This is a genomic window from Yersinia similis, from assembly GCF_001053095.1.
In the GTDB taxonomy this organism is placed as follows: Bacteria; Pseudomonadota; Gammaproteobacteria; order Enterobacterales; family Enterobacteriaceae; genus Yersinia; species Yersinia similis.
Genome location: NZ_CGBP01000027.1, coordinates 1 through 20,159 on the forward strand (window position 1 = coordinate 1; position 20,159 = coordinate 20,159).

A 20,159-nucleotide genomic window follows, 5' to 3' on the forward strand; every position below is an offset into this window, starting at 1 on the left:
CTGAGAAACCGGAAATCTCAAAAAGTGTGTGGAACTAAAGCTGGGATACTTACAGATGGTCATATAGCCCCTACAATATTGTCGCTACTTTTTAGTTTTTCGTGAGAAAGTAGGTATCCAGCAATAAAATTATCTCACTAATCCTCGGCATCTTTTGTTATTTCACCGCCCTCTACTGACTGCTGATAGGATGAGTTTCCCATAGAGAAAAATATTCTATCATCTCTAATTTTTTCTATATCCATTATCCAGTTTTTATCTATACAATTTTTTTCAGTCTTCATCTCATCGAAACAGAGTAAATCAGACGAGTCAGTACTGAGCCGTAAATCTCCAGTGGGCATTTTTTTATAACCATCGCTGAAGTCCCATATGCTTATTGAAAAACCACCATTCAAATCATACTTCGGTATGCCGTATTTCTTCTTTAACATAGTTTTATTCTCTTTCCACCAAGCGATTTTACCTTGGTCAGTCAGAGGAAAGTGCCTTACGAGAATATAATTACCAAAAGTCGTTTCCCCAAATTTTATGGTATGAACACCAACAATTTCTACCGGTCGAAAAATTTCCCATGCAGCATAGAGTACGCCAACAGCGATCATCCCCAATAGGATGTTACGTTTAATTTTTGTCATTTTTAGGGACACTCTCCAGTAACAAATAAAATTACGACAATAGACTTTTTACAGTTACTCAACAGAGCCGATATCGCGTTGTTATAAATCATCGTTTTTTGTTATTTTACCGCCCTCGATTGCTTGTTGGTAGGATGACCTTCCTATAGAGATGAAAATCCTATTATCTCTAATCTTTTCTATACCCATTATCCAGTTTTTATCTATGCAGTTTTTTGCTACTTTCATCTCCTCAAAGCATATTAAATGAGATGTATCAGAATCAGGAAAAAATACATCTCTTTTGGGTAAATTTAATTTATATCCATCACCTGTATCTAATATTTTTACCGAAAATCGGTCATCTATATAATTTTTAGGAACACCATATTTTTCTTTTAATAAAAATTTGTTATTTTCCCACCAGCTAATTTTTCCTTTATCAGTGACAGGGAAATTTTTAACTATTATATAGTTTGAATAATAACCTTCACTAAAATTATCGATATGAACATCAACAATCTCTACAGGCCGAGCAATCTCCCATGCGGTATAGAGCGCGCCAACAGCGAACATCCCTAATAGAATTTTATGTTTGCTATTTTTCATTTTTAGGCGCGATCTCCGCTAGAGAATAAATTATTTTTTGCAATCACTCACATTGTAAAACTCCAGTACTAATCCTCGGCATCTTTTGTTATTTCACCGCCCTCTACTGATTGTCGGTAAGATGACCTACCTATAGAAAAAACGTATCTATCATCATATTTTCTTATAAATAAAAGAGACTTTTTTTCTATGCAATTTTCTACTACTTTCATATCATCAAAACAAAGTAAATCAGATGATTCCAGACTGAGCCGCATATCCCCGGTAGGCAGTTTTTTATAGCCATCACCAAAACTCCAAACGCTAACTAAATAATATCCATTCAAGTCTTCTTTAGGTAAGTCATACTTTTCCTTCAACATTATTTTATTTTTTTCCCACCAAGCTATTTTTTCCTTGTCAGTAATAGGAAAGTTTTTCGCCAGAATAAAACTATAATGGCGGTCTTGGTGAACTGCGACAATCTCTACTGGCTGGGTGATTATCCATATAATGAATAACAACCCAACAGCAAATATTCCCAATAATATATTACGTTTAATTTTTAGCATTTTACTAACGCTTTCCTGTAATTTCTATACTGGCTTCCATATTAGTCAGAAAGGGTTTATACCCTAATCCCTTCCAACGCTGGAGGACGAACCAGATATGGAATATCCGAAACTGGCGATAAAAAGAGTCCAAAACATCAGTATCATCAAGGCCAAAGTGATCTTGTGAGCGATAATGTACCGTTGCATAGAACATATCACTATCGACTTTCAGGGACTTTATAGTGATATGTGTTGCATGGATGGCATGAACCGTAATACCCAACCCATTAGTCCTATCTTTCCATCTATTAAATCTAGGTAAAACAGTAAGCTTTATTTCATCATTAAATAATGACGCTGCCGTTGAAGGATAATGTCCATTATCCCAATCTATTTTTTCTTTTAGAATTTTCTTTATCACAAGCAATGAACTATCATCAGATTTATCACTTAATATCTGCTCTTTTAATGCACTATCCAGTAATAAATCACGGAAAGGAGCACCATTATTTATCTGCATATGCGTGATCATCTTACGCATAATACTCTGATATTTTCCCGAAAATGAAAACGTATCGGATAAGTGACGAAACTCATCAAATAAAATTCTGGCGACTTCTGCTTTATTGACTTTTTCTTTCGGTTTTTGATTGAAATGATCCATAGCAAAACTGGTGGGTGTTTTTTCCCCCGTGTAAGGATCTAGCGTAACGGATACCCCTCTCAGATTAAATTTTCCCTTTAATTCGGCTTCTGTCAAATCGCCGTTCTTCATATCCGCAGCACCGTAATCATCCATACGATTGCGTGTTTTAAATATGCACAATGGGAACTGTAAGGGTAGCGTTTTGGGTGGTGCCTTTTTTTCCGTCATGTTTTTTTCCGTCATAATGCTAACTAAATCCGTTTAATAAAAAAATTTATCCGTCATAACGCAAAGCGGCATCCAGTAACAAGATGCCGCTCCAAATCATTATCAGAAACTGACTTTCACGCCCAAATTACCTAAGTAGCCATCTAATTTGCCATCAAAAGATTTTTGGTATTTCGCATCAGCATAGAGATCAACCTGACTATTCACTTTAGCGGTCACCCCTGCGCCCCCCTGCCAGAAGGTTTTTGTGAAGTCAGGACGGATATCCACCGTCGCTACCGTCACCTGTGGGTTTCGGCCCAACTGGTGAAGCACATCGGTGGTCAGATAAGGCTTAATATCTCGCTTCTCACTCGCGTCACTGAACAGACGCAGCCCGGCACGTACCTGACCAACAGAGTAATCCGTCCCCCCGATCTCTGAAATGGCATCGTTGAAATTCTTCGGACTCAGGTGCAGGTATTGATATTTTAGCTGCCCCTGAGGCTCCACTACCCAGCCAGCAGCCAGTGGATACGGCTGACCCACTTCGGCAGACATCACAACACCGTAGCCATTATGCTTGGTATTATGTTGGCTCTCATAGTTGTTGCGGTATAGCGTTGCCTGGCTAACGATATCAAGGTAACCGCCTTCCTCGGTCATCAGGGTGTAATAACCCCCAAACCCATAAGCCTCGGTTTTAATCTTGCCGGTGTCGATCGACAAATCCGGATTTATCGCCCGCGCCCGATCCCGTGTATCGCTATTCTGCTTACCTAGGGTGATCATCATACCGCCAGTCACTTGAGTGCCTGCGGCATTTTTGGCCTGATAGACATCATGACCCAATTGCATAAACCAGATATTTGAATCGTAGCTAAAACGGCCCGCATCAAAATTATTATGCTGCCCACGGATCCGGCCCCATGAGTCTTGATTAAACCCTTCAGCTGCCCCCTCGGCCGAGCCACGGCGTTCGTGCAAACTCCCCAAGGTGGTAAAACCATAAAATGCATTTAACCAAGGTGCGGCAATATAGCCAGGAACTTCAGGGCGGTAAGCCGTCTCTCCTCCTGGATCAACTTCTGGATCAACTCCTGGATCAACTCCTGGATCAGGATTGATGAGATTAGATTGCAGGTTCCAACGGTTGCCATCTATCTGATACAAGAAATATTCATAGGCTCCTGCGCTCACTGAGTTGCTCATAGTAAATGAGCCAGAATGGGTCTCCCCATCAACAGTAATCAGGTTAATCCCATCACCCGTGGTCAACGCACCCAAACCGCCTTGGTTAATAACCTGAACCCCATGGTCACCAGAGGCATTACCTATTACATAGAGTCTATCCACTGGTGAGTCGTTATCACCCAATTGCACATTAAAGGTAAAACTGCCACTCCCGGTGACATTACTGTTGATCGTTAAGGTACTGAAATTATCGTAAGGGGCTCGTGAATTGGTGTTACTGCTATTTGGGATAAAGTTCATCTGGCCCAATACATGCATTGACTCAACATCTGCATCACCCGTTAAATTCCAGATACTGCTACTGTCGATATCAACCTGTTTGGCGTTAGTCGCCGCCCCCGTCCAAACGGAATTGTTATTCAGTGCCAGGCTAATATTGCTGTTTTCTGCGGCCTGAATATCACCCAACAGAACGGCGTGATTATCGCCATTCACATTGACATTACTGGTGGCTCCCGCATTACTCGAGGCGTAGATCAATAACCCATTCCCTCCCGTTAACTGCGAACCATTCTTCACATCAACATTAATGTCAGCACCATTAGCCCAAATGCCCGGCCCCTGCTCACTATGAATCTGCGAGTTGTTCAGCGTAACCTGAGTGTAAGCGGTGTGAGACCCCGTCCCGGTATTTGAGGCATAAATCCCTCCCGCGCCCTGGCCTTGAGTGGTAATTTGGCTCTCTTCCAGCAGAATTGAGCTACCATCATCTACCCACAAGGCATAAGCACCAGCGCCGGTCGATAGACCTGTAATATTTTTAGCGCTGATGGATGAGTCGGCAAAAGTACCCAGCACCATACCTGAGTTACCCGTCGTCTCGATGAGGGCATCATTTAGATTTAGGTTACCGCCTTTAGCTGCCGCCACCCCAATACTGCCAGTCCCCGCCGTTGAAATTGCCATATTGGTGGCATCAAGGCTCTGCTCAGAGTAGAGGCCGTGAGAGTTATTCCCTTTGGTTATCACCGTAGTATTTTTTACAATAGCTGTTCCACGATTTTCAATCGCCGTTGCATTCACGCCCTCGGTAATAATCACGGCGTTATCGACATTCAGCGATGAGCTATTATCCCGAACCCAGATCCCCTTCGCATAGTTACCTTTTGAGTGGTAAGACCCCCCATTAATGGTGACGTCAGCGTCCTTATTAACATCTAACAGTATCGTGCTGCCACTGTTAGAAATAGCATCGACATTATTTAATATGATGACCGCTTGATTGGACGCACTGCTGCCCTGTGCCATTAATACGCCACCCGCGGCTAATTCGATATTGGCATTACTGACCGAGGCATTCCCATTCACTTTAAATAGGTTGGTGATATTACCGGTGGCAAGAAGACCATCCATCGTAATAGATGATCCCTCCCCCACATTCACACCCACAGAACCTTTGGTTATATTCAGTGTGGTGTTATCTAAAGTCGCATCTGAGCCACCCGATGAAATATAGATACCCGCACCATTGGTCGCATGAGTACTATTAATGGTGTTATCCGCACCCGTTAGGCTACCACCGGGACCATTCAGATAAATGCCATAGCTACCACTGCCACTGGTATTGACGGTGGTATTGTTCAATGTCAATCCCGTCCCTCCCGCACCATAAATAGCGTGGGTTAACGAGTAGCTGGTCGTGATCACCGAACTGTGAATATCGGTATTACTGCCCAAACCAGAGGAATACACGCCATATGCCGTCTGACCTTTCGTGGTAATCGTACCACCTTGTAAATTCACCGTACCTTTATCATTTAAGACACCAAAAGCCGTACCACTCTCGGTCTTGATAGTCGAACCCGTCAAACCCAACGTCCCACCTTCAGAAGAATAGGCACCAATTGCACCAAAGCCCGTGGTTTCAATAACGACATCGGAGCCACCATTAATGGTGCTACCGGAGCCTTGCACAAATACCGCCGAGTGGTTATTAGCCTCAGTGTCATAACCCCCAGAGATAACCATAGTGCTGCCATCCGTTATGCTGGCAGTTTGTACCGCCCAGCTATACAGGGGACTGCAAAGAGGCACCAGCAAACTGGCTATCACTGTTTTACTAAAGCACGGGGAAAGCGTAGAGCGGTTTGTTTTCATAACCATCCTTGGATTTTTATTGGAATAATTAAAACAATAAAAATAACAAAACTTTTATTGTTATTTTTATATTTCTTTAATTCAGGGTCGGATTTTTACATGTCAAATGGGAAGTTACCCCACCATATAGAGATTATATTTACTCTGATGGTTACTGGATATGAGACTACAACACTGTATGTGTAGGAGCTTTCCCACCAAATCAAGATTACGATAAAAATCAATTAATTAAATAAAAAATAACATAATTAAACTGAATAAGAAAAAATGACAATGCCATAAATAAAATTTTTTATAAAAAACATTATCTATTTCATTTTTTCAAAAAAAATAATAATGATAATCACTGAGCCTATCATTACCGGCTGTGCTTCCCGTCTTCCAGAAGCGATTTCTTCATCTGAACATGTCGTGCAACAAACAGTATTAATTAGGTCTATTCATCATTACTGTAAAAATACCATTTCAAATACGAAATAATATTAAAAACACGAAGTAATACAATATAATTCTTAATTTCTAACACTTCTTATTACTCAAAAAACGATAATTTTATATCCTACAGTTGTGATGGTGTCCGACTCTGCTATTATCAGCAGGCCATAAGTATTTTCTGTCATATTTTGTAGAATAATCATCTGCATAAGGCATGGGTTAAGGCCATCGAGGAGAAATATGCCGAACGCACCGAAAGATAAAGTTACACCACAGGTACGCAGTCAATCCACAGCCCCACTGGCTGTCGGGATTGAAACTGGCAAAAAAGCCATCTCTCATATGGCCCGCCTCAGTGATCGTATTAGAGCCTATCCCGCTATCGCCCATATTATTCGTGCAACAGATCGTTTTAATGACCGGTTGGGGAGTCAATTTGGTGCCGCTATTACTTACTTTTCATTTCTGTCACTGATCCCAATTTTGATGGTCTCTTTTGCTACCGTCGGTTTTGTATTAGCGTCGAATCCCGATCTGTTGGCTGAATTAATTAACAAGATTGTGAATAGCATCAGTGACCCGGCACTGGCCACCACACTCAAAAATACGGTGAATACCGCAATCCAGCAACGCACCACCGTTGGGCTGACCGGCTTAGCCATTGCGCTTTATTCCGGGATCAGTTGGATGGGGAACCTGCGCGAAGCGATTCGGGCACAATCATGTGATGTCTGGGAGCGTAATCCGCAAGATAAGGAAAAATTCTATTACCGCTATGCCCGGGATTTTATCTCACTGATTGGGTTAGTGGTGGCGTTAATTATCACACTCTCACTGACCTCCATTGCCGGTGCTGCCCAAGCGGCGATCGTCAATGCGTTAGGCCTGGGCGGTATTGAATGGTTACGCCCAGCCATGACGTTAATCGCATTATCGATTTCTATTGCCGCTAACTACCTGTTATTTTTATGGATATTCTGGATATTGCCACGGAATAAGCCGAAGAAAACAGCGCTGTTGCGCGGAACCCTAATTGCCGCCATCGGTTTTGAAGTGATTAAATTTATCATGACCATGATGCTGCCTCGCCTTGCCAGTTCACCATCTGGCGCAGCCTTTGGCTCAGTGATTGGTTTAATGGCTTTCTTCTACTTTTTTGCCCGCCTAACCTTATTCTGTGCGGCTTGGATAGCCACTGCTCATGATGTAGAAGATAACCATGTAGAGGGCAAAGACATTGAGGATAAAAATATTGAGGACCAAAACGTAGAGGACAAGAGTTTACCAACGAGTAGAGAAAAGTAACTTATGATTATGAGAAAATCATCTGTGTCACGCTCGATAAAATGGCGTAAATACTTACTGACCTTGCTGATCTTGATCATACTGGCTGCAGGCCTGATTTATAAATTACGTTTCAGTAATGCGGATGCGCTCTGGAGGAGCATTAGCCAGCAATGTATTCCGCATATGGTCACAGAAGATGATCCGCGCCCTTGTGCCGAGGTGAATATACCCGCGGGCTTTGCGGTGCTTAAAGATAGGAATGGCCCGTTACAGTATTTGTTGATCCCCACCGTACAAATTAGCGGTATTGAAAGCCCGCAATTATTAACCGCCACCAGCCCGAACTATTTTGCCGATGCCTGGCAGGCTCGCTATTTTATGGCTGATAAGTACGGCGCGCCTATCGATGACACTGATATCTCATTAGCCATTAATTCAAAATATGGGCGCACACAGGATCAATTACACATTCATATCTCTTGTCTGAAGCCACAAGTAAAAACCATACTGGCCGCCCATAGCGCCGATTTCCAGCAGCAATGGCAACCACTGCCTGGCGGCTTACTGGGACACGATTATTGGGTACGGCGCATCACAGCAACAGAATTACAGCAATCAGGGCCGTTTCGTCTGTTAGCCGATGAAATGCCAGGGGCAAAAGAGCAGATGGGCCGTTACGGTCTGGCAATGACCGCACTGCCCTCTGGAGATTTTTTACTGCTGGCCAACAAAGCGAACCTGATAACCCAAGATCGCGCCTCAGCAGAGGAGCTGCAAGATCACACCTGTCAGGTGCTACCTCTCCCCCCAGAGCAGTAACACATTATTTCTTTTGCTGCATTTTTCGCAGTAACGGTGTGCACTGATTCTCTGCACCTTCACTGGGGGAGATCAGGGCCAGTAATGCCGCTGCCGGCGTTAATGTTACACCCAGTGCTGCCGCAACGGCACCTCGGGCAATCAACGCTCCGGTTTTCACTCCCACATCGGGGCGTTTAAAGGCCCCTTTGACATACAGCGGCGAGCGTAGGGTCAGGATACGCAGCCCTTTGCTTTCAGGATCAATGGATAAATTCAGCCGCTCGGTGGCAAAATTAGCATTACCGGTAATATTGATAATGGCATTTTCAGTATCGAAGACAAACACGTTCGGCGTCGCCACCCCATTACGCAACGTAATATCAGCCGCCGCACAGTTAATTTTCACCGTATCATCACCAAACAGTTTCGCCATCAGATAGTTACCCACATTCAGGCCGAGCAACTCCATTAGGCTACGGCTGACCTGCCCCTGGCTCAGTAGCAAACGTACATTACCGTTGCTGGTTGCTAACAGGCCTGCAACCGAGTTGCCTTCTGCGGTAAAGGAGGCATTACCACTCAAGCGCCCCAGGCTGCTCCGCATCGCCTGTACCTGTGGCAGTAATGCTTTTAATTGTATACGCCGGACATGCAAATCAACCTTGCCATGCATCGGGGTTTGGTGACTATCGAGGCGCAAAGTTGCATCCAGATCCCCTCCCGCCATCCCAAACCGTAGCGGATCGAGCAATAACGCCCCCTCTTTTAAGACGACATGGGTGTACAGATCACTTAGCGGTAATGACTTATCCCTTTCAATACGCTTAGCCGTATAAATGACATCAGCGTCCATCACTCCCCAACTTTTGGTATCAAACGTTTCTGTCGGCAGGGTCTTATTGCCCGGCTGCCGATTCCGTTCACCTCGTAGGGCTTTTTCCTGATTGGAGTCAGCCCCGATCAGCGGAGCCAAATCAGTGAAACGTAATTTTTCCGAATCGACCTGACCGGCTAATTTCGCCCTGGGCTGGCTGTCGGTATACATCAGGTCACCGTGAATATCACTGTCACCAATCTTCCCATTAAAATTTTCATAATGATAAACCGCGCCCCCTGCTTGTTTTAGGCGAGCACTCAGATGACCCTCAGTATGATAAGCCGGGGTGGCGGGCAGTACGACATCGAGCAATGGATAGAGATTATCCAGACTGGTCCCGGATAAGGCCAATTGCAGATCCAGCCCCGCCAGATTTCCGGGATCGGTTAAGGTCCCGACGACGGCCACCTGAGTAGAACCGTAGCGCATATCCGCTTGCAGAGGGAACGGCACATTCGCGTCATTCATCGATATCATGCCCCCTATTTTTCCACTGCCCGTCAAGGGTTGCCCCTGATACTTACCTTCTACTTTCCAGCCGAAGAGGTAATCTGGGGTCGTGCTTTTTACCGTATCTGTCTCTGTCACAGGGTTAGTCGTGGCCGTTGATGTAGTCGTGACCGCTGCTGTAGTTGTGTCCACTGGTGTAGTTGTGTCCACTGGTGTAGTCGTGTCCACTGGTGTAGTCGTGTCCACCGAATGAGTGCTGGTCACCGAATTAGTACTGGCCCCGCGACGCCCCCCCGTCACTTGTGCGAACGGCAACGCTTTAGCTAGCGGATCAATCACCGCGAGTAAATCAGCTTGTAGGATGGCATCTTTCAGCGTTATCTCACCGCGATCAAAAATAATATCGCCGATATCCACGGACCAAGACGAGTTATCCGTGGAGGTATTGGTCAGATTAAACGTCCAGTTGTTATTGCCATTCGCCAGGCGTTGCAAATGAATGTCTGGCTGTGTCAGCCAAAGGCGGGGGATACGAACTTCTTTGCTCAATAATGACAGCGGAGCAATACTGGCGTCGATTCGCTTAAGCGTCACCATCTCTCCGGTGGGAAACGCGTCGGAGAGCGGCGTGCCTTGTGCTGATTGAGCGTCACGGCTCTCTTGTGTGCTGATTAACGTCGTTGGGTTACCCAAGACCAAATCTTCCGCATGGATATGCGGCCAGGGGATCCAACCGCGCCAGCCAGGGCCTTCGCCTTCTCGTGACCAATCCACACTCAAATTGCCACGAATGGCAAAAGGCCGTTGCAACTCGGCGGAGACTTTTTGGTTAATCGTTGGCTTCAAGCGATTCCAGTCAAAAGAGGCGACAAATATCACCACCACCACCAATGACAACAGGATAAACCCACTGACGCCCACCAATACTTTTCCGGTTTTTGTCATAATAGCTCCATGCTTCTGCATTCAATCACGGTGAATCTACGCATTCTCTCTAAGGGTAGCGTATTGGGTCTCTATCCTCGATTAAGGCCTGTTCAAATAGGGAGTTATGCCGAATATTTTAATCAAAGAATCCAACAGGAAAAACCATTAGTTGGCCAATCATGAGGCTCCAGACGATATCGTTAACCCTCGTTAAGAATGGACCAGAATCCACTATTTAGACAGTTGAAATCCGGTTATACCGTTAGAACCCGTGAGGCAGGCGGGCGAATATGAAAGGCGATCATTATCGCCTCTGGGAGGGTTAGCCACAAAACAGCATCGGGAGTGCCTGTAACCCATCAAATGATGTCGGTCGAGAAAGATAATAGCCCTGCGCAGCAACAGCATCGGAACGCTGCACCATCGCCCATTCTTGAGAAGTTTCCACCCCTTCAACAATAACGCCTTTACTGTAGCGATCCATTAATGTGACTAGCGTGAAAAAGAGCCGGTTTCCTGCCTCGCTTTCTTGCAATACGGTAAACAAATCTCTGGCCACTTTAATATATTCATAGCGCCAGCTAATGAATGAGGTGAAATTCGCCAGCCCGCTACCGAAATCGTCCAACCAGAGTCGATCCGCTTCGGCAATACGCGCAAAGGGGGTATCCAGTGAAGTATCAACGTGTTCAAGTAGCTCAAAACGGATATAAGGCATCGCATCAATCAGCCGTTTGGCCACATGATCCTCCTGCATTGCCACCAATACCTGACCATCAATATTGATTGATACCAACACCGAGTGATGAACAAATATCTGATGCCACTGCTTAACCATGTTCAACTGCTCAAGCACCACATCCAGACGGGCACGCGTGCTGATAGCACTGAAGTAAGCTTCCGGTGATAAACGAGTATCCGGTGCTGAGGGGTGAAAAACAGCCGTGAGCAACTCAATCGCCAGCAACGCCCCGGATGTGCGATAAATGGGTTGAAAAGTATACCGCCGCTGACATTGCCGCCAGAAGCTCTGTCCTTGTGTTCGTTCAATTTCTTTGATCTGACCGAACTTCTTTGTCTGATCAATCGCGGCAAAGGATGGCGCAAGTAAGGCTGATATTCTGTTAGTCATCATCAGTTTAGTCGCCATGTTTCAGGGCACCAGACAGCAATGGCGGGGTGGCTATCGCTGTCATGCTGACATCCTGTGGTAAACGGTTTTCCTTCTGCTGATGTTATCGACTCAGGCGACCAGAACTTTATATATGGCGATAACAGATTATTACACCGACACACGCTGGCACGGTGCAATAAAGCCATCTACAGTCGTAGACGCAATAATGCGACTAGCACTAATGGAGCTAAACATGCCTTACGTCAATATTAAAATCACCCGCGAAGGGGCCACTGCGGAACAGAAAAAACAGCTTATCGCCGGTGTCACCCAGCTACTGGTCGATACATTAGGTAAAAATCCAGCGACGACCGTGGTGGTGATTGATGAAGTGGATACCGATAACTGGGGTATTGGTGGGCGCAGCGTCACTGACCTGCGGCAATCGTCATAATTTTGATGTGCAACGCGGGAAACTTGCCGGTTTCCCGACTTACATCATAAAAAATTTAAAACACCGTTTTAATCCTATTGACTCTGGATCAGCCAGCAGTGAGACTATACCCTAACTAATTCAAGTTGCAGGAAGTCGGCAAGCGAGAAGATCCCGATGAGCTTACATAACGGGTTGTTGAGCGTGGCCAACACACATGCTGCTTGAATGATGACGGGTATATACCTCTATTTCATTCCCATCACTGATCTACAAACTCAGGAATAGGCCAGCTTTCCATGACCAGCAAAAATATTGCCGTTATCGGCGAATGCATGATTGAACTGTCACAAAAAGGTACCGATCTTAGCCGGGGCTTTGGTGGTGATACGCTGAATACCGCAGTGTATATTGCCCGTCAGGTTTCAGCGCCGAACTTGAATGTACATTATGTGACTGCCCTGGGTACCGACAGTTTTAGTGAAGAAATGCTGACCGCTTGGCAGCAAGAAAATATCCAGACTGATCTTATTCAGCGTATGGATAATAAATTACCGGGGCTCTATTTTATCGAGACCGATGATAGCGGTGAACGTACCTTCTATTATTGGCGTAATGATGCGGCCGCCCGCTTCTGGCTAACCAGCCCTGCCGCAGACGATATTTGCCAGCGTCTGGAAACATTCGATTACCTGTATCTCAGTGGTATCAGCCTTGCCATCCTCGACAGTGCATCGCGCCAGCGTTTGCTGAAATTATTACGTGCCTGCCGCGCAAAGGGTGGCAAAGTTATTTTTGATAACAACTACCGCCCACGCCTGTGGCAAAGCAAAGAAGAAACTCAAGAAGCTTACCGCGACATGCTGGCCTGTACAGATATTGCGTTCCTGACCTTGGACGATGAAGACATGCTGTGGGGCGAGAAGCCGCTGGAACAGGTGATTGACCGGACACAAGCACTGGGTGTGAGCGAGATTATTATCAAGCGTGGGGCCGATTCCTGCATCGTCTGGGTGAAAGAAGGTTTTGAAGCCCAGCAGTATGATGTTCCCGCCGTCAAACTGCCGAAAGAAGACGTGGTGGATACTACCGCAGCAGGAGACTCCTTCAGCGCAGGTTATCTGGCTATCCGCCTGACGGGTGGCAATGCCCACGATGCCGCCGTCCGAGGTCATTTAACCGCCAGCACCGTAATCCAGTACCGTGGTGCCATTATCCCTCTGGCTGCCATGCCCGTCGCTTAATAACCCGTTTGAGCGATTACTCGTTATTAGATCGTTAATAACAGACCGTTAATGACCGATCGTTACAGGATAAACCTACAGCAATCGGTCATTTTACGACTGGCTAACGTGGCTTTAATCCGGTGTTAGCCGCCCCAAAAACGCCCTATGTTTATTATTTTTTCATCACTCGTTCGTTATTTGTTCATTATTGCGCGGTTGTCGGCATAACAGGCGCGGCTTCTGCCGTTTCAGCAGGTGCAACCTCTCCTTCCGCCACCGTCTGTGGTGCCATAATGCCGTTATAGCTTTCCTGCAACGCCTTCACATTAACTTCAGGCTCACCTTTCGGTTGCATCAGAACCAAGGTGGTATCTTGCGAAAGTTGCTGTTTCAACTCCCGGTTCAGCTCTGCCAGCGTCAACCCAGACAAAAATGTCTGCCGCAATTTTTGATACTGTTCCGGCGCGATGTCCACAACACCACTTTGTTGTGAACGCAGACGTTGGCTCATCAAAATATCGGTATCAGTACGAGCATAGGTGGCGAACAACTTACTGAGTTGGTCATTTTTCTGTGTCATCAACGCATCAAACTCAGCCTGGCTCAGGCCGTTAGCACGCAATGCCGCCAACTCACGGGCGACAAATATCATATTTGCTGTCAGGTTCTCAACGGGGGTATTCAAGTGAATAGCACACTGGGCGCGTTGATACTGCACCCGACAATCAAAGCCCAGTTTTAGGTTCTTCTGATTATTTTTCTCCAACACCTGCTTGATATGCCAGAACAGTGCTTCACGGGCTAAATCGCTGCGCCAATAGAGGCTCAGGGCCATAGAGTCCTGAATGGGGTGCCATGGGGTATCCCACATCAACGATAACGTGTCCTGCCCCGCCTGTTCATTCATCAAACTCACCGGTTCTGGTGGTAGCGGAGCTAAGGTTGCGACTGCCGCTGGCGCGGTACGCTTACCTTTCAGCTCAGAAAACGCTTTACTGATTTGGGCTACAATACTACGGCTATCAACATTACCGACCACATACAGTGTCATCGCATCTGGGGTATACCATTGCTGATAAAACTGCTTTAGTTTCTCAACATCGACCGGTTGCGTCACTGGCTGGCCTGGATCGTGGCCTATTAAAGAAGAACCTTTGAGACGGTAACGCCACCACGGTTCCTGAATATTTTGTGGGAAAGTCGCAATCGGATCGGTTGCAGTGTTTAAGGCTGCATTAACCGTTTGCTCACTTACCGCCAGATTACCCGCAGTATCAGATAACCATGCCAACGCATCCTTCAGCAGATCAGGACGGTTATTGGGCAAGCTCAGGCTGTATAAGGTGAAATCATACGATGTAATGGCCGGTGGCAATGGGCGTTCGCTATCGACCCCTTGCTGCCATAGCGACTGGAGTTGGGCTGGAGTAAAACTCGCGCTGCTCATTAATGCGAGACGAGGCAATAAATGAGCAAAGCCCACTTCCTGTGTGTTTTCGGATAATGATCCGGTATTGACGACCAGACGTAGCTCGATCCGATCGCTTGGGCGTTGCGGCGTTGCCAGCAACTGCCATGAAAACCCATTATCTAACTTTCCCTGCTGCCAGGCAGGATCGGGTTGTAGTGCTTCAGCCTGCACATTATTGCTGGCCGCCGCCAATAATAACCCACCAACCATAAGACGAATTTTGGTGCCCTGCATGTGAACCCCTACTTAATAAACTATCCAATTTTTAAATAATGCAATTTTTAACGTTATTTCATCCTGCCAACACCCTGCATTGGGTGGTTACACCGACTTGCATAAATCAAGCCAGTTTTTGGAGCTCATTGCTATGCGACTGTAATTGGATGAAAAATAAACGGCCATCACCACAGTGAGAGCCGAATGTGGGAGTGTACCATTCTGTTAGACCACGTGCTTTTGCCGATGTCACTCATCAGTATGAAAAATAGTATTTATAGAAAAATGAATGGCGACATTATGCAGAGACGCTACCGGTGACAGCAAGCCACCGATAGCGAATTGAAGGGAGAAATATCTGATTTTTACTACTAAACGATATCAGGACACAGAAGGGCTGCTTTTTACGTTAGGCAGAACTTTATTTGATAGCGCCGCTTGCAGTTGATCATTGTCCAGTTGCTTACACCATTTAGCGACCACGATGGTGGCAACACCATTCCCCACCAGATTAGTCAGGGCGCGAGCCTCGGACATAAAACGGTCAATCCCCAGAATCAGTGCCAACCCAGCCAGAGGTAAATGCCCAACCGCAGAAATGGTGGCTGCCAACACAATAAAGCCACTGCCTGTGACACCTGCCGCACCTTTTGAGGAGAGCAGCAGCACCACCAGCAATGTCACCTGATGCATAATATCCATATGGGTGTTAGTCGCCTGAGCGATAAATACCGCCGCCATCGTCAGGTAAATAGAGGTGCCATCTAGGTTAAATGAGTAGCCTGTTGGGATAACCAGGCCCACTACCGATTTTTTACACCCGGCGTTCTCCATTTTATCCAACATGCGAGGGAGTACTGACTCAGAAGAGGAGGTGCCTAACACGATCAATAGCTCTTCTTTGATATAACGGATAAATTTGAAGATATTAAAACCATTGAATCTCGCAATCGTGCCAAGTACCAAAACGACAAACAGAATACAGGTCAAATAGAAGCAGAGGATTAATTGCCCCAATTGCACCAGACTTCCTACACCATATTTACCGATAGTAAAGGCCATCGCACCGAAAGCCCCGAGCGGTGCCAAGCGCATGATCATATTGATGACACCAAAAATAACACGGGAGAAGCTTTCAATAACATTGAAAATCAACTGCCCCTTGTCACCCAAACGGTGTAAAGCAAAACCAAACAAGACTGCAAACAGTAAGACCTGCAGAATGTTGCCGCTGGCAAATGCGCCAACTACGCTACCGGGAATAATATCCAGCAAGAATGGAATAATCCCCTGTTGCGAGGCTTGCTCAGCATAAAGTGCAACCGCTTTAGCATCCAATGTTGCAGGATCGATATTCATCCCAGCGCCGGGTTGCACCACGTTAACCACCACTAAACCAATCAGCAGCGCCAGAGTACTGACAATTTCAAAATAGAGCAGTGCAATCGCCCCCGTACGGCCAACGGCCTTCATACTCTCCATGCCCGCGATACCAGTAACAACGGTACAAAAAATGACGGGAGCAATAATCATTTTAATTAATTTAACAAACCCATCACCCAGCGGTTTCATCTGAGCGCCTATTTCTGGGTAGAAATGGCCTAGTAACACACCAATAGTTATCGCCGTTAGCACTTGAAAATAAAGTGTTTTAAAAATAGAGACTTTCATAACAATGTCCTTTTGAAGAGTGACACGGCGGCATGTCGTTTTACTTTCAGTGATGAATAAGCAACACTTTCGTTTAACCGTGATTGCGCGAAAAATAACACTCCCATAACAATATATAAATTATTAGTTGTACTGGATTGCACCCTTCGCGTGAAATTAAGAACTGAAACGCTTCAAGCGACAGCAATGCCATCGCCACCCTCAAAATAACCAGATATTTATAAAGGTTAATATGTGGTGAACTCATGCTGTTATGAACAGAACCATTGGTGTGATAAGCCATTGGGGTAAAAGCGCGAAAAAGAGAGGGGGGAGAATTCTGGCCGTCTAAATGAGGTTATCGATTTTTTAGCTTGTTCTTACCTATCAACAATCTGTGCGGCATAAACCGGTACACAGAACAGTGCGCCCAGTAGGAACGTCGCTAAAATTTGTTTTTTCATCTCAGTGGTGTCCTTTTTATTGCAGTGCAATAACCCGTGGGGAAAAGTGCCAGAGGCAAACCGACTCTGGGGAGCAGCAGCCCGGCACTTTTACCAGCAGCGGCCAATCGGGTGGCCGCTGTCGGGGCTATTTACGGCCGTTCGGTTGCAACGTTTCACCCACATTAAGCAAGAACAGCTCATTGTCGCGGGTAGAAATTCGGGCTGAACCGTCGTCCATTAGGTAAGCACCTTCGGTAAAACCAGCACCATTCAGGAAAGGAGCAACTGCTTGTGGTTTGTTACGCAATGATGCTTCCAATGCCAGCAAAGCGTAAGGCTCGATAGCGTCCACATCGGCATATTGCCGATCCGGTGAAGCCATAAAGAAACCGTCGATATAACGAGTCTTAATAATGTTATCAGCAACTTTCTCAGCTAAAGACCGGTACTCAGCGACCTGGCTGGCATTGTAGAGGTCCAGCAAAGCAAACAGCGCATACGGATCACTATTAGTGGTCTCCAGTTTGACCTTCATCTCTTTACCTGGCGCACTGCCGATATCGCCCAGCCCCTGATCGCTGGCAATACCGCGAGCCACCTTCCACAGTAAGGGGTCGTTATCGATAGCATAAGCGCGAGCGTAGGAAATCAGGAACTCGTTACCCGCCTTATAAGGCTTGAGTACCGATCCTTTTTTGCCGTAATAACCATCACGTGGCAGAGTATAATTCGATAAATCCTGACCATTGGCGATCATCGGACGGAACGTATTGTCCTGTTCGTTGTAGCCATATTTAGCGAAAGCTTTCAGGCCATCCACAGTCCATTTCAGTAAATCGTTACCCTGCCCCCCCAAATCCTTACCCAATTGCAGTTGCATCAAGGCGTTTTCAGAATAAAGGGTACTGGTGCGCCCTTTGAGCATCATATTGCCTTCAAGCGCCGTTGGCCCGAACTCCGGTCCGAACTGCCGCTGCGCACGGTCGCCGAACTTGGAATGGGTATCCGCATCATCTGTTGGCTCTTCGCGTTTCAGTGCCTGAGTGAACTGATAAACACCGAGGCCCGTCTTGGCATCTCGCGGCAACACATACTGATCAGCCAAACGTTTTGCCCACACCAATGCGCCCTGATCTTGCTGATACTTATACAGCAGGGAAGCAGAATAGATCAGGTCATTACCGGCGTTAAGGAAACTGAGTCCTTTGGTGGCAAAGAAAGGGGGTTGCTGTTCAAACGTACTTTCCCACAATGTCCCCATTGGCTTACCGTATTCACCGTGCCGGCTGGTTTCAAGGATACGCCAGTCATACACATGAGCATTCCAAAAACCGCGAATAAAACGGGTAGTCGCGTCACTATCAACGCTGAACATCAGGTCATAGTAGGGATAAGCATTTTTCAGCTCATGTACTTTCTCTTTCTCACTCGGCCCTTCCGGCTGCAAGGTTTTCAGATCAACAAAACGGTGACCGCCCCAGTAGAGCAAACCACCATTATCTTGATAATTTTGGAAATGGTAGCGCACGATATCTTCAGCACGTTTTTGGTACTGCGGATCACCGCTAAGTTCACTCAACCCACTCATAACCCGCATCAGATTTTGTTGTGCAGAGAAGTTGGATAGCACAGCACGACGGCCATCAGGGAATATCCACTCCATTTGCTGCCCGGTACGGGGGTCAACACCATCAGCCAGCAATGGGCTCGGTTTATCACCGTGATAAGTATCCGACGCTTTGTTCAGTACATTATCGACATATTGCTTAACCACAGTGAGACGGTCTGTCTCTGCGGCTTGCCCGGCGGGGATGTACAGCATTGCCAGCACTGACATACTCAACACTAATGCTCTTTTTTTCATCTCTTATCTTACCTGCCAGAAATCGTTATGGTGAGGTGTGACCCAAGGATCAGAAGCGGATTATTTCACTGTTCTTATTTGGGGTTGCCGCGACTATCATGGCAACCCCAATAGCCTTATACCTGTCATACTTCAAGCTGCATGCGCGTTGGCAGAGATCGCTACTCGGCCCATCCATGGGCCTCGGCTCTTCGAGGCCCCTGCAAGCAGCATTCCTGCAACTCGAATTATTTTGGGTATAGAGATAAATTAGAAGCTGTATTTTACCCCTACGCGATAACGTGTTTGGCGCTCATCGGTATTCTTACTACCGGAAACATTACCGAGTGCCATATAAGGAGACCAATTCTTATCCCACTTGTACGTTAATTTAAGATCGTGGCTCCAGTCGTAATTTTCTTTATCAGCTAACACGACACCGGCTTTATTTGCTTGTTTGTAATCGATTTCATAATCTAATTGATAATCTTTAGCAACTTTATAGCTAATGACACTCGTCAGATTATAGCCATTCTCAGAAGTATCTTTTGGCGTATTAATATTCGCACTGGTACGTTTATAATAAGGGCGATAACGCAATGAAACGGAAAGATCATCGACGATAACTGCCTTGCCGCGCAGATAAGGGCGATAATTGTTAGACGTAGAGTTTGAATCTAATGAGAATCCCGGCTCAATAGAGAATGTTTTATTAATTTTATACACATAGCTGGCAACAACTTCAGTGCCATTACTGACGGTTTCATTGAAGGGTTTATCCTTATCCTGGGCGCCTTTCCACTTACCTTCCAAGGATAATCCGAAGCCATTAGCAAAGCGATGGGATATTGATAACCGGTCTTTGTGAGTGTTACCACTTTGATCTTGCATTTCATGACGATAGTCAATAGTGACTGCCACTGCGCTGGTACTAATGAGTGATGCCACTGCCAGAGACAATAATTTAATATTCATTCTATTTACCTTATTTTAATAAAAATTCTCATTATTTTGATAAGT

The 20,159-nt window shown here is 45.9% G+C and carries 15 protein-coding genes and 1 pseudogene; 4 read left to right on the top strand and 12 right to left on the bottom strand.

Annotated features, from left to right (window positions below; translation table 11 throughout):
• Nucleotides 1–137: 137 nt before the first annotated feature.
• From AC971_RS16820 to yapE, 5 genes are all read right to left on the bottom strand, one after another.
• Nucleotides 138–638, bottom strand: coding sequence for a DUF943 family protein (locus AC971_RS16820; protein ID WP_025381840.1), 501 nt, complete (start codon nucleotides 636–638; stop codon nucleotides 138–140).
• 81 nt (nucleotides 639–719) lie between these two features.
• Complete coding sequence (locus AC971_RS16825) at nucleotides 720–1,226, bottom strand: DUF943 family protein (RefSeq protein WP_025381841.1); 507 nt, start codon at nucleotides 1,224–1,226, stop codon at nucleotides 720–722.
• 68 nt (nucleotides 1,227–1,294) lie between these two features.
• The gene (locus AC971_RS16830) at nucleotides 1,295–1,777 is read right to left on the bottom strand and encodes a DUF943 family protein (RefSeq protein WP_025381842.1); all 483 of its coding nucleotides are present in this window, start codon (nucleotides 1,775–1,777) and stop codon (nucleotides 1,295–1,297) included.
• Nucleotides 1,778–1,781: 4 nt separating this feature from the next.
• Entirely contained in the window at nucleotides 1,782–2,648 is an 867-nt protein-coding gene (locus AC971_RS16835) for a DUF3289 family protein (protein ID WP_071825446.1), read from the bottom strand.
• Between the two features lie 87 nt (nucleotides 2,649–2,735).
• A complete protein-coding gene (gene yapE / locus AC971_RS16840; RefSeq protein ID WP_025381844.1) occupies nucleotides 2,736–5,963 on the bottom strand; it encodes an autotransporter adhesin YapE in 3,228 nt (1,075 codons plus the stop codon).
• A 675-nt stretch (nucleotides 5,964–6,638) separates the two neighbouring features.
• On the opposite strand from yapE, the gene yhjD reads away from it, so the two are divergent.
• Together yhjD and AC971_RS16850 are read left to right on the top strand one after the other, a co-directional pair.
• Complete coding sequence (gene yhjD, locus AC971_RS16845; RefSeq protein WP_025381845.1) at nucleotides 6,639–7,703, top strand: inner membrane protein YhjD; 1,065 nt, start codon at nucleotides 6,639–6,641, stop codon at nucleotides 7,701–7,703.
• Between the two features lie 3 nt (nucleotides 7,704–7,706).
• Nucleotides 7,707–8,504, top strand: coding sequence for a CDP-diacylglycerol diphosphatase (locus AC971_RS16850; RefSeq protein ID WP_025381846.1), 798 nt, complete (start codon nucleotides 7,707–7,709; stop codon nucleotides 8,502–8,504).
• Nucleotides 8,505–8,508: 4 nt separating this feature from the next.
• Here the strand turns inward: AC971_RS16850 and AC971_RS16855 are convergent, their stop codons facing one another.
• Together AC971_RS16855 and pdeH are read right to left on the bottom strand one after the other, a co-directional pair.
• The gene (locus AC971_RS16855; protein ID WP_025381847.1) at nucleotides 8,509–10,758 is read right to left on the bottom strand and encodes an AsmA family protein; all 2,250 of its coding nucleotides are present in this window, start codon (nucleotides 10,756–10,758) and stop codon (nucleotides 8,509–8,511) included.
• 304 nt (nucleotides 10,759–11,062) lie between these two features.
• Nucleotides 11,063–11,890: a cyclic-guanylate-specific phosphodiesterase gene (gene pdeH / locus AC971_RS16860; RefSeq protein ID WP_025381848.1), complete on the bottom strand. Its 828-nt coding sequence runs from the start codon at nucleotides 11,888–11,890 to the stop codon at nucleotides 11,063–11,065.
• 217 nt (nucleotides 11,891–12,107) lie between these two features.
• On the opposite strand from pdeH, the gene AC971_RS16865 reads away from it, so the two are divergent.
• The gene (locus AC971_RS16865; RefSeq protein WP_012105936.1) at nucleotides 12,108–12,308 is read left to right on the top strand and encodes a 2-hydroxymuconate tautomerase family protein; all 201 of its coding nucleotides are present in this window, start codon (nucleotides 12,108–12,110) and stop codon (nucleotides 12,306–12,308) included.
• Between the two features lie 278 nt (nucleotides 12,309–12,586).
• Nucleotides 12,587–13,531: a 2-dehydro-3-deoxygluconokinase gene (gene kdgK, locus AC971_RS16870; RefSeq protein WP_025381849.1), complete on the top strand. Its 945-nt coding sequence runs from the start codon at nucleotides 12,587–12,589 to the stop codon at nucleotides 13,529–13,531.
• Between the two features lie 187 nt (nucleotides 13,532–13,718).
• Here kdgK and AC971_RS16875 read toward each other — a convergent pair whose 3' ends face one another.
• From AC971_RS16875 to AC971_RS16890, 5 genes and pseudogenes are all read right to left on the bottom strand, one after another.
• Nucleotides 13,719–15,218 carry a M16 family metallopeptidase gene (locus AC971_RS16875; RefSeq protein WP_025381850.1) on the bottom strand — a complete coding sequence of 500 codons (1,500 nt, stop codon included), beginning with the start codon at nucleotides 15,216–15,218 and terminating at the stop codon, nucleotides 13,719–13,721.
• A gap of 363 nt (nucleotides 15,219–15,581) precedes the next feature.
• Nucleotides 15,582–16,871, bottom strand: coding sequence for a dicarboxylate/amino acid:cation symporter (locus AC971_RS16880; RefSeq protein ID WP_025381851.1), 1,290 nt, complete (start codon nucleotides 16,869–16,871; stop codon nucleotides 15,582–15,584).
• A gap of 368 nt (nucleotides 16,872–17,239) precedes the next feature.
• Nucleotides 17,240–17,314 (bottom strand): annotated as a pseudogene (locus tag AC971_RS25905) (discoidin domain-containing protein); the annotation flags it as partial.
• 127 nt (nucleotides 17,315–17,441) lie between these two features.
• Nucleotides 17,442–19,160, bottom strand: coding sequence for a pectate lyase (locus AC971_RS16885; RefSeq protein ID WP_025381852.1), 1,719 nt, complete (start codon nucleotides 19,158–19,160; stop codon nucleotides 17,442–17,444).
• Between the two features lie 249 nt (nucleotides 19,161–19,409).
• Nucleotides 19,410–20,114: an oligogalacturonate-specific porin KdgM family protein gene (locus AC971_RS16890; protein WP_025381853.1), complete on the bottom strand. Its 705-nt coding sequence runs from the start codon at nucleotides 20,112–20,114 to the stop codon at nucleotides 19,410–19,412.
• Nucleotides 20,115–20,159 lie beyond the last annotated feature (45 nt).

Bases quoted from the DNA above. Each gene is read 5' to 3' on its own strand.
- AC971_RS16820 (WP_025381840.1), bottom strand. From the start codon at position 638: ATGACAAAAATTAAACGTAACATCCTATTGGGGATGATCGCTGTTGGC.
- AC971_RS16825 (WP_025381841.1), bottom strand. From the start codon at position 1,226: ATGAAAAATAGCAAACATAAAATTCTATTAGGGATGTTCGCTGTTGGC.
- AC971_RS16830 (WP_025381842.1), bottom strand. From the start codon at position 1,777: ATGCTAAAAATTAAACGTAATATATTATTGGGAATATTTGCTGTTGGG.
- AC971_RS16835 (WP_071825446.1), bottom strand. From the start codon at position 2,648: ATGACGGAAAAAAACATGACGGAAAAAAAGGCACCACCCAAAACGCTA.
- yapE (WP_025381844.1), bottom strand. From the start codon at position 5,963: ATGAAAACAAACCGCTCTACGCTTTCCCCGTGCTTTAGTAAAACAGTG.
- yhjD (WP_025381845.1), top strand. From the start codon at position 6,639: ATGCCGAACGCACCGAAAGATAAAGTTACACCACAGGTACGCAGTCAA.
- AC971_RS16850 (WP_025381846.1), top strand. From the start codon at position 7,707: ATGATTATGAGAAAATCATCTGTGTCACGCTCGATAAAATGGCGTAAA.
- AC971_RS16855 (WP_025381847.1), bottom strand. From the start codon at position 10,758: ATGACAAAAACCGGAAAAGTATTGGTGGGCGTCAGTGGGTTTATCCTG.
- pdeH (WP_025381848.1), bottom strand. From the start codon at position 11,890: ATGGCGACTAAACTGATGATGACTAACAGAATATCAGCCTTACTTGCG.
- AC971_RS16865 (WP_012105936.1), top strand. From the start codon at position 12,108: ATGCCTTACGTCAATATTAAAATCACCCGCGAAGGGGCCACTGCGGAA.
- kdgK (WP_025381849.1), top strand. From the start codon at position 12,587: ATGACCAGCAAAAATATTGCCGTTATCGGCGAATGCATGATTGAACTG.
- AC971_RS16875 (WP_025381850.1), bottom strand. From the start codon at position 15,218: ATGCAGGGCACCAAAATTCGTCTTATGGTTGGTGGGTTATTATTGGCG.
- AC971_RS16880 (WP_025381851.1), bottom strand. From the start codon at position 16,871: ATGAAAGTCTCTATTTTTAAAACACTTTATTTTCAAGTGCTAACGGCG.
- AC971_RS16885 (WP_025381852.1), bottom strand. From the start codon at position 19,160: ATGAAAAAAAGAGCATTAGTGTTGAGTATGTCAGTGCTGGCAATGCTG.
- AC971_RS16890 (WP_025381853.1), bottom strand. From the start codon at position 20,114: ATGAATATTAAATTATTGTCTCTGGCAGTGGCATCACTCATTAGTACC.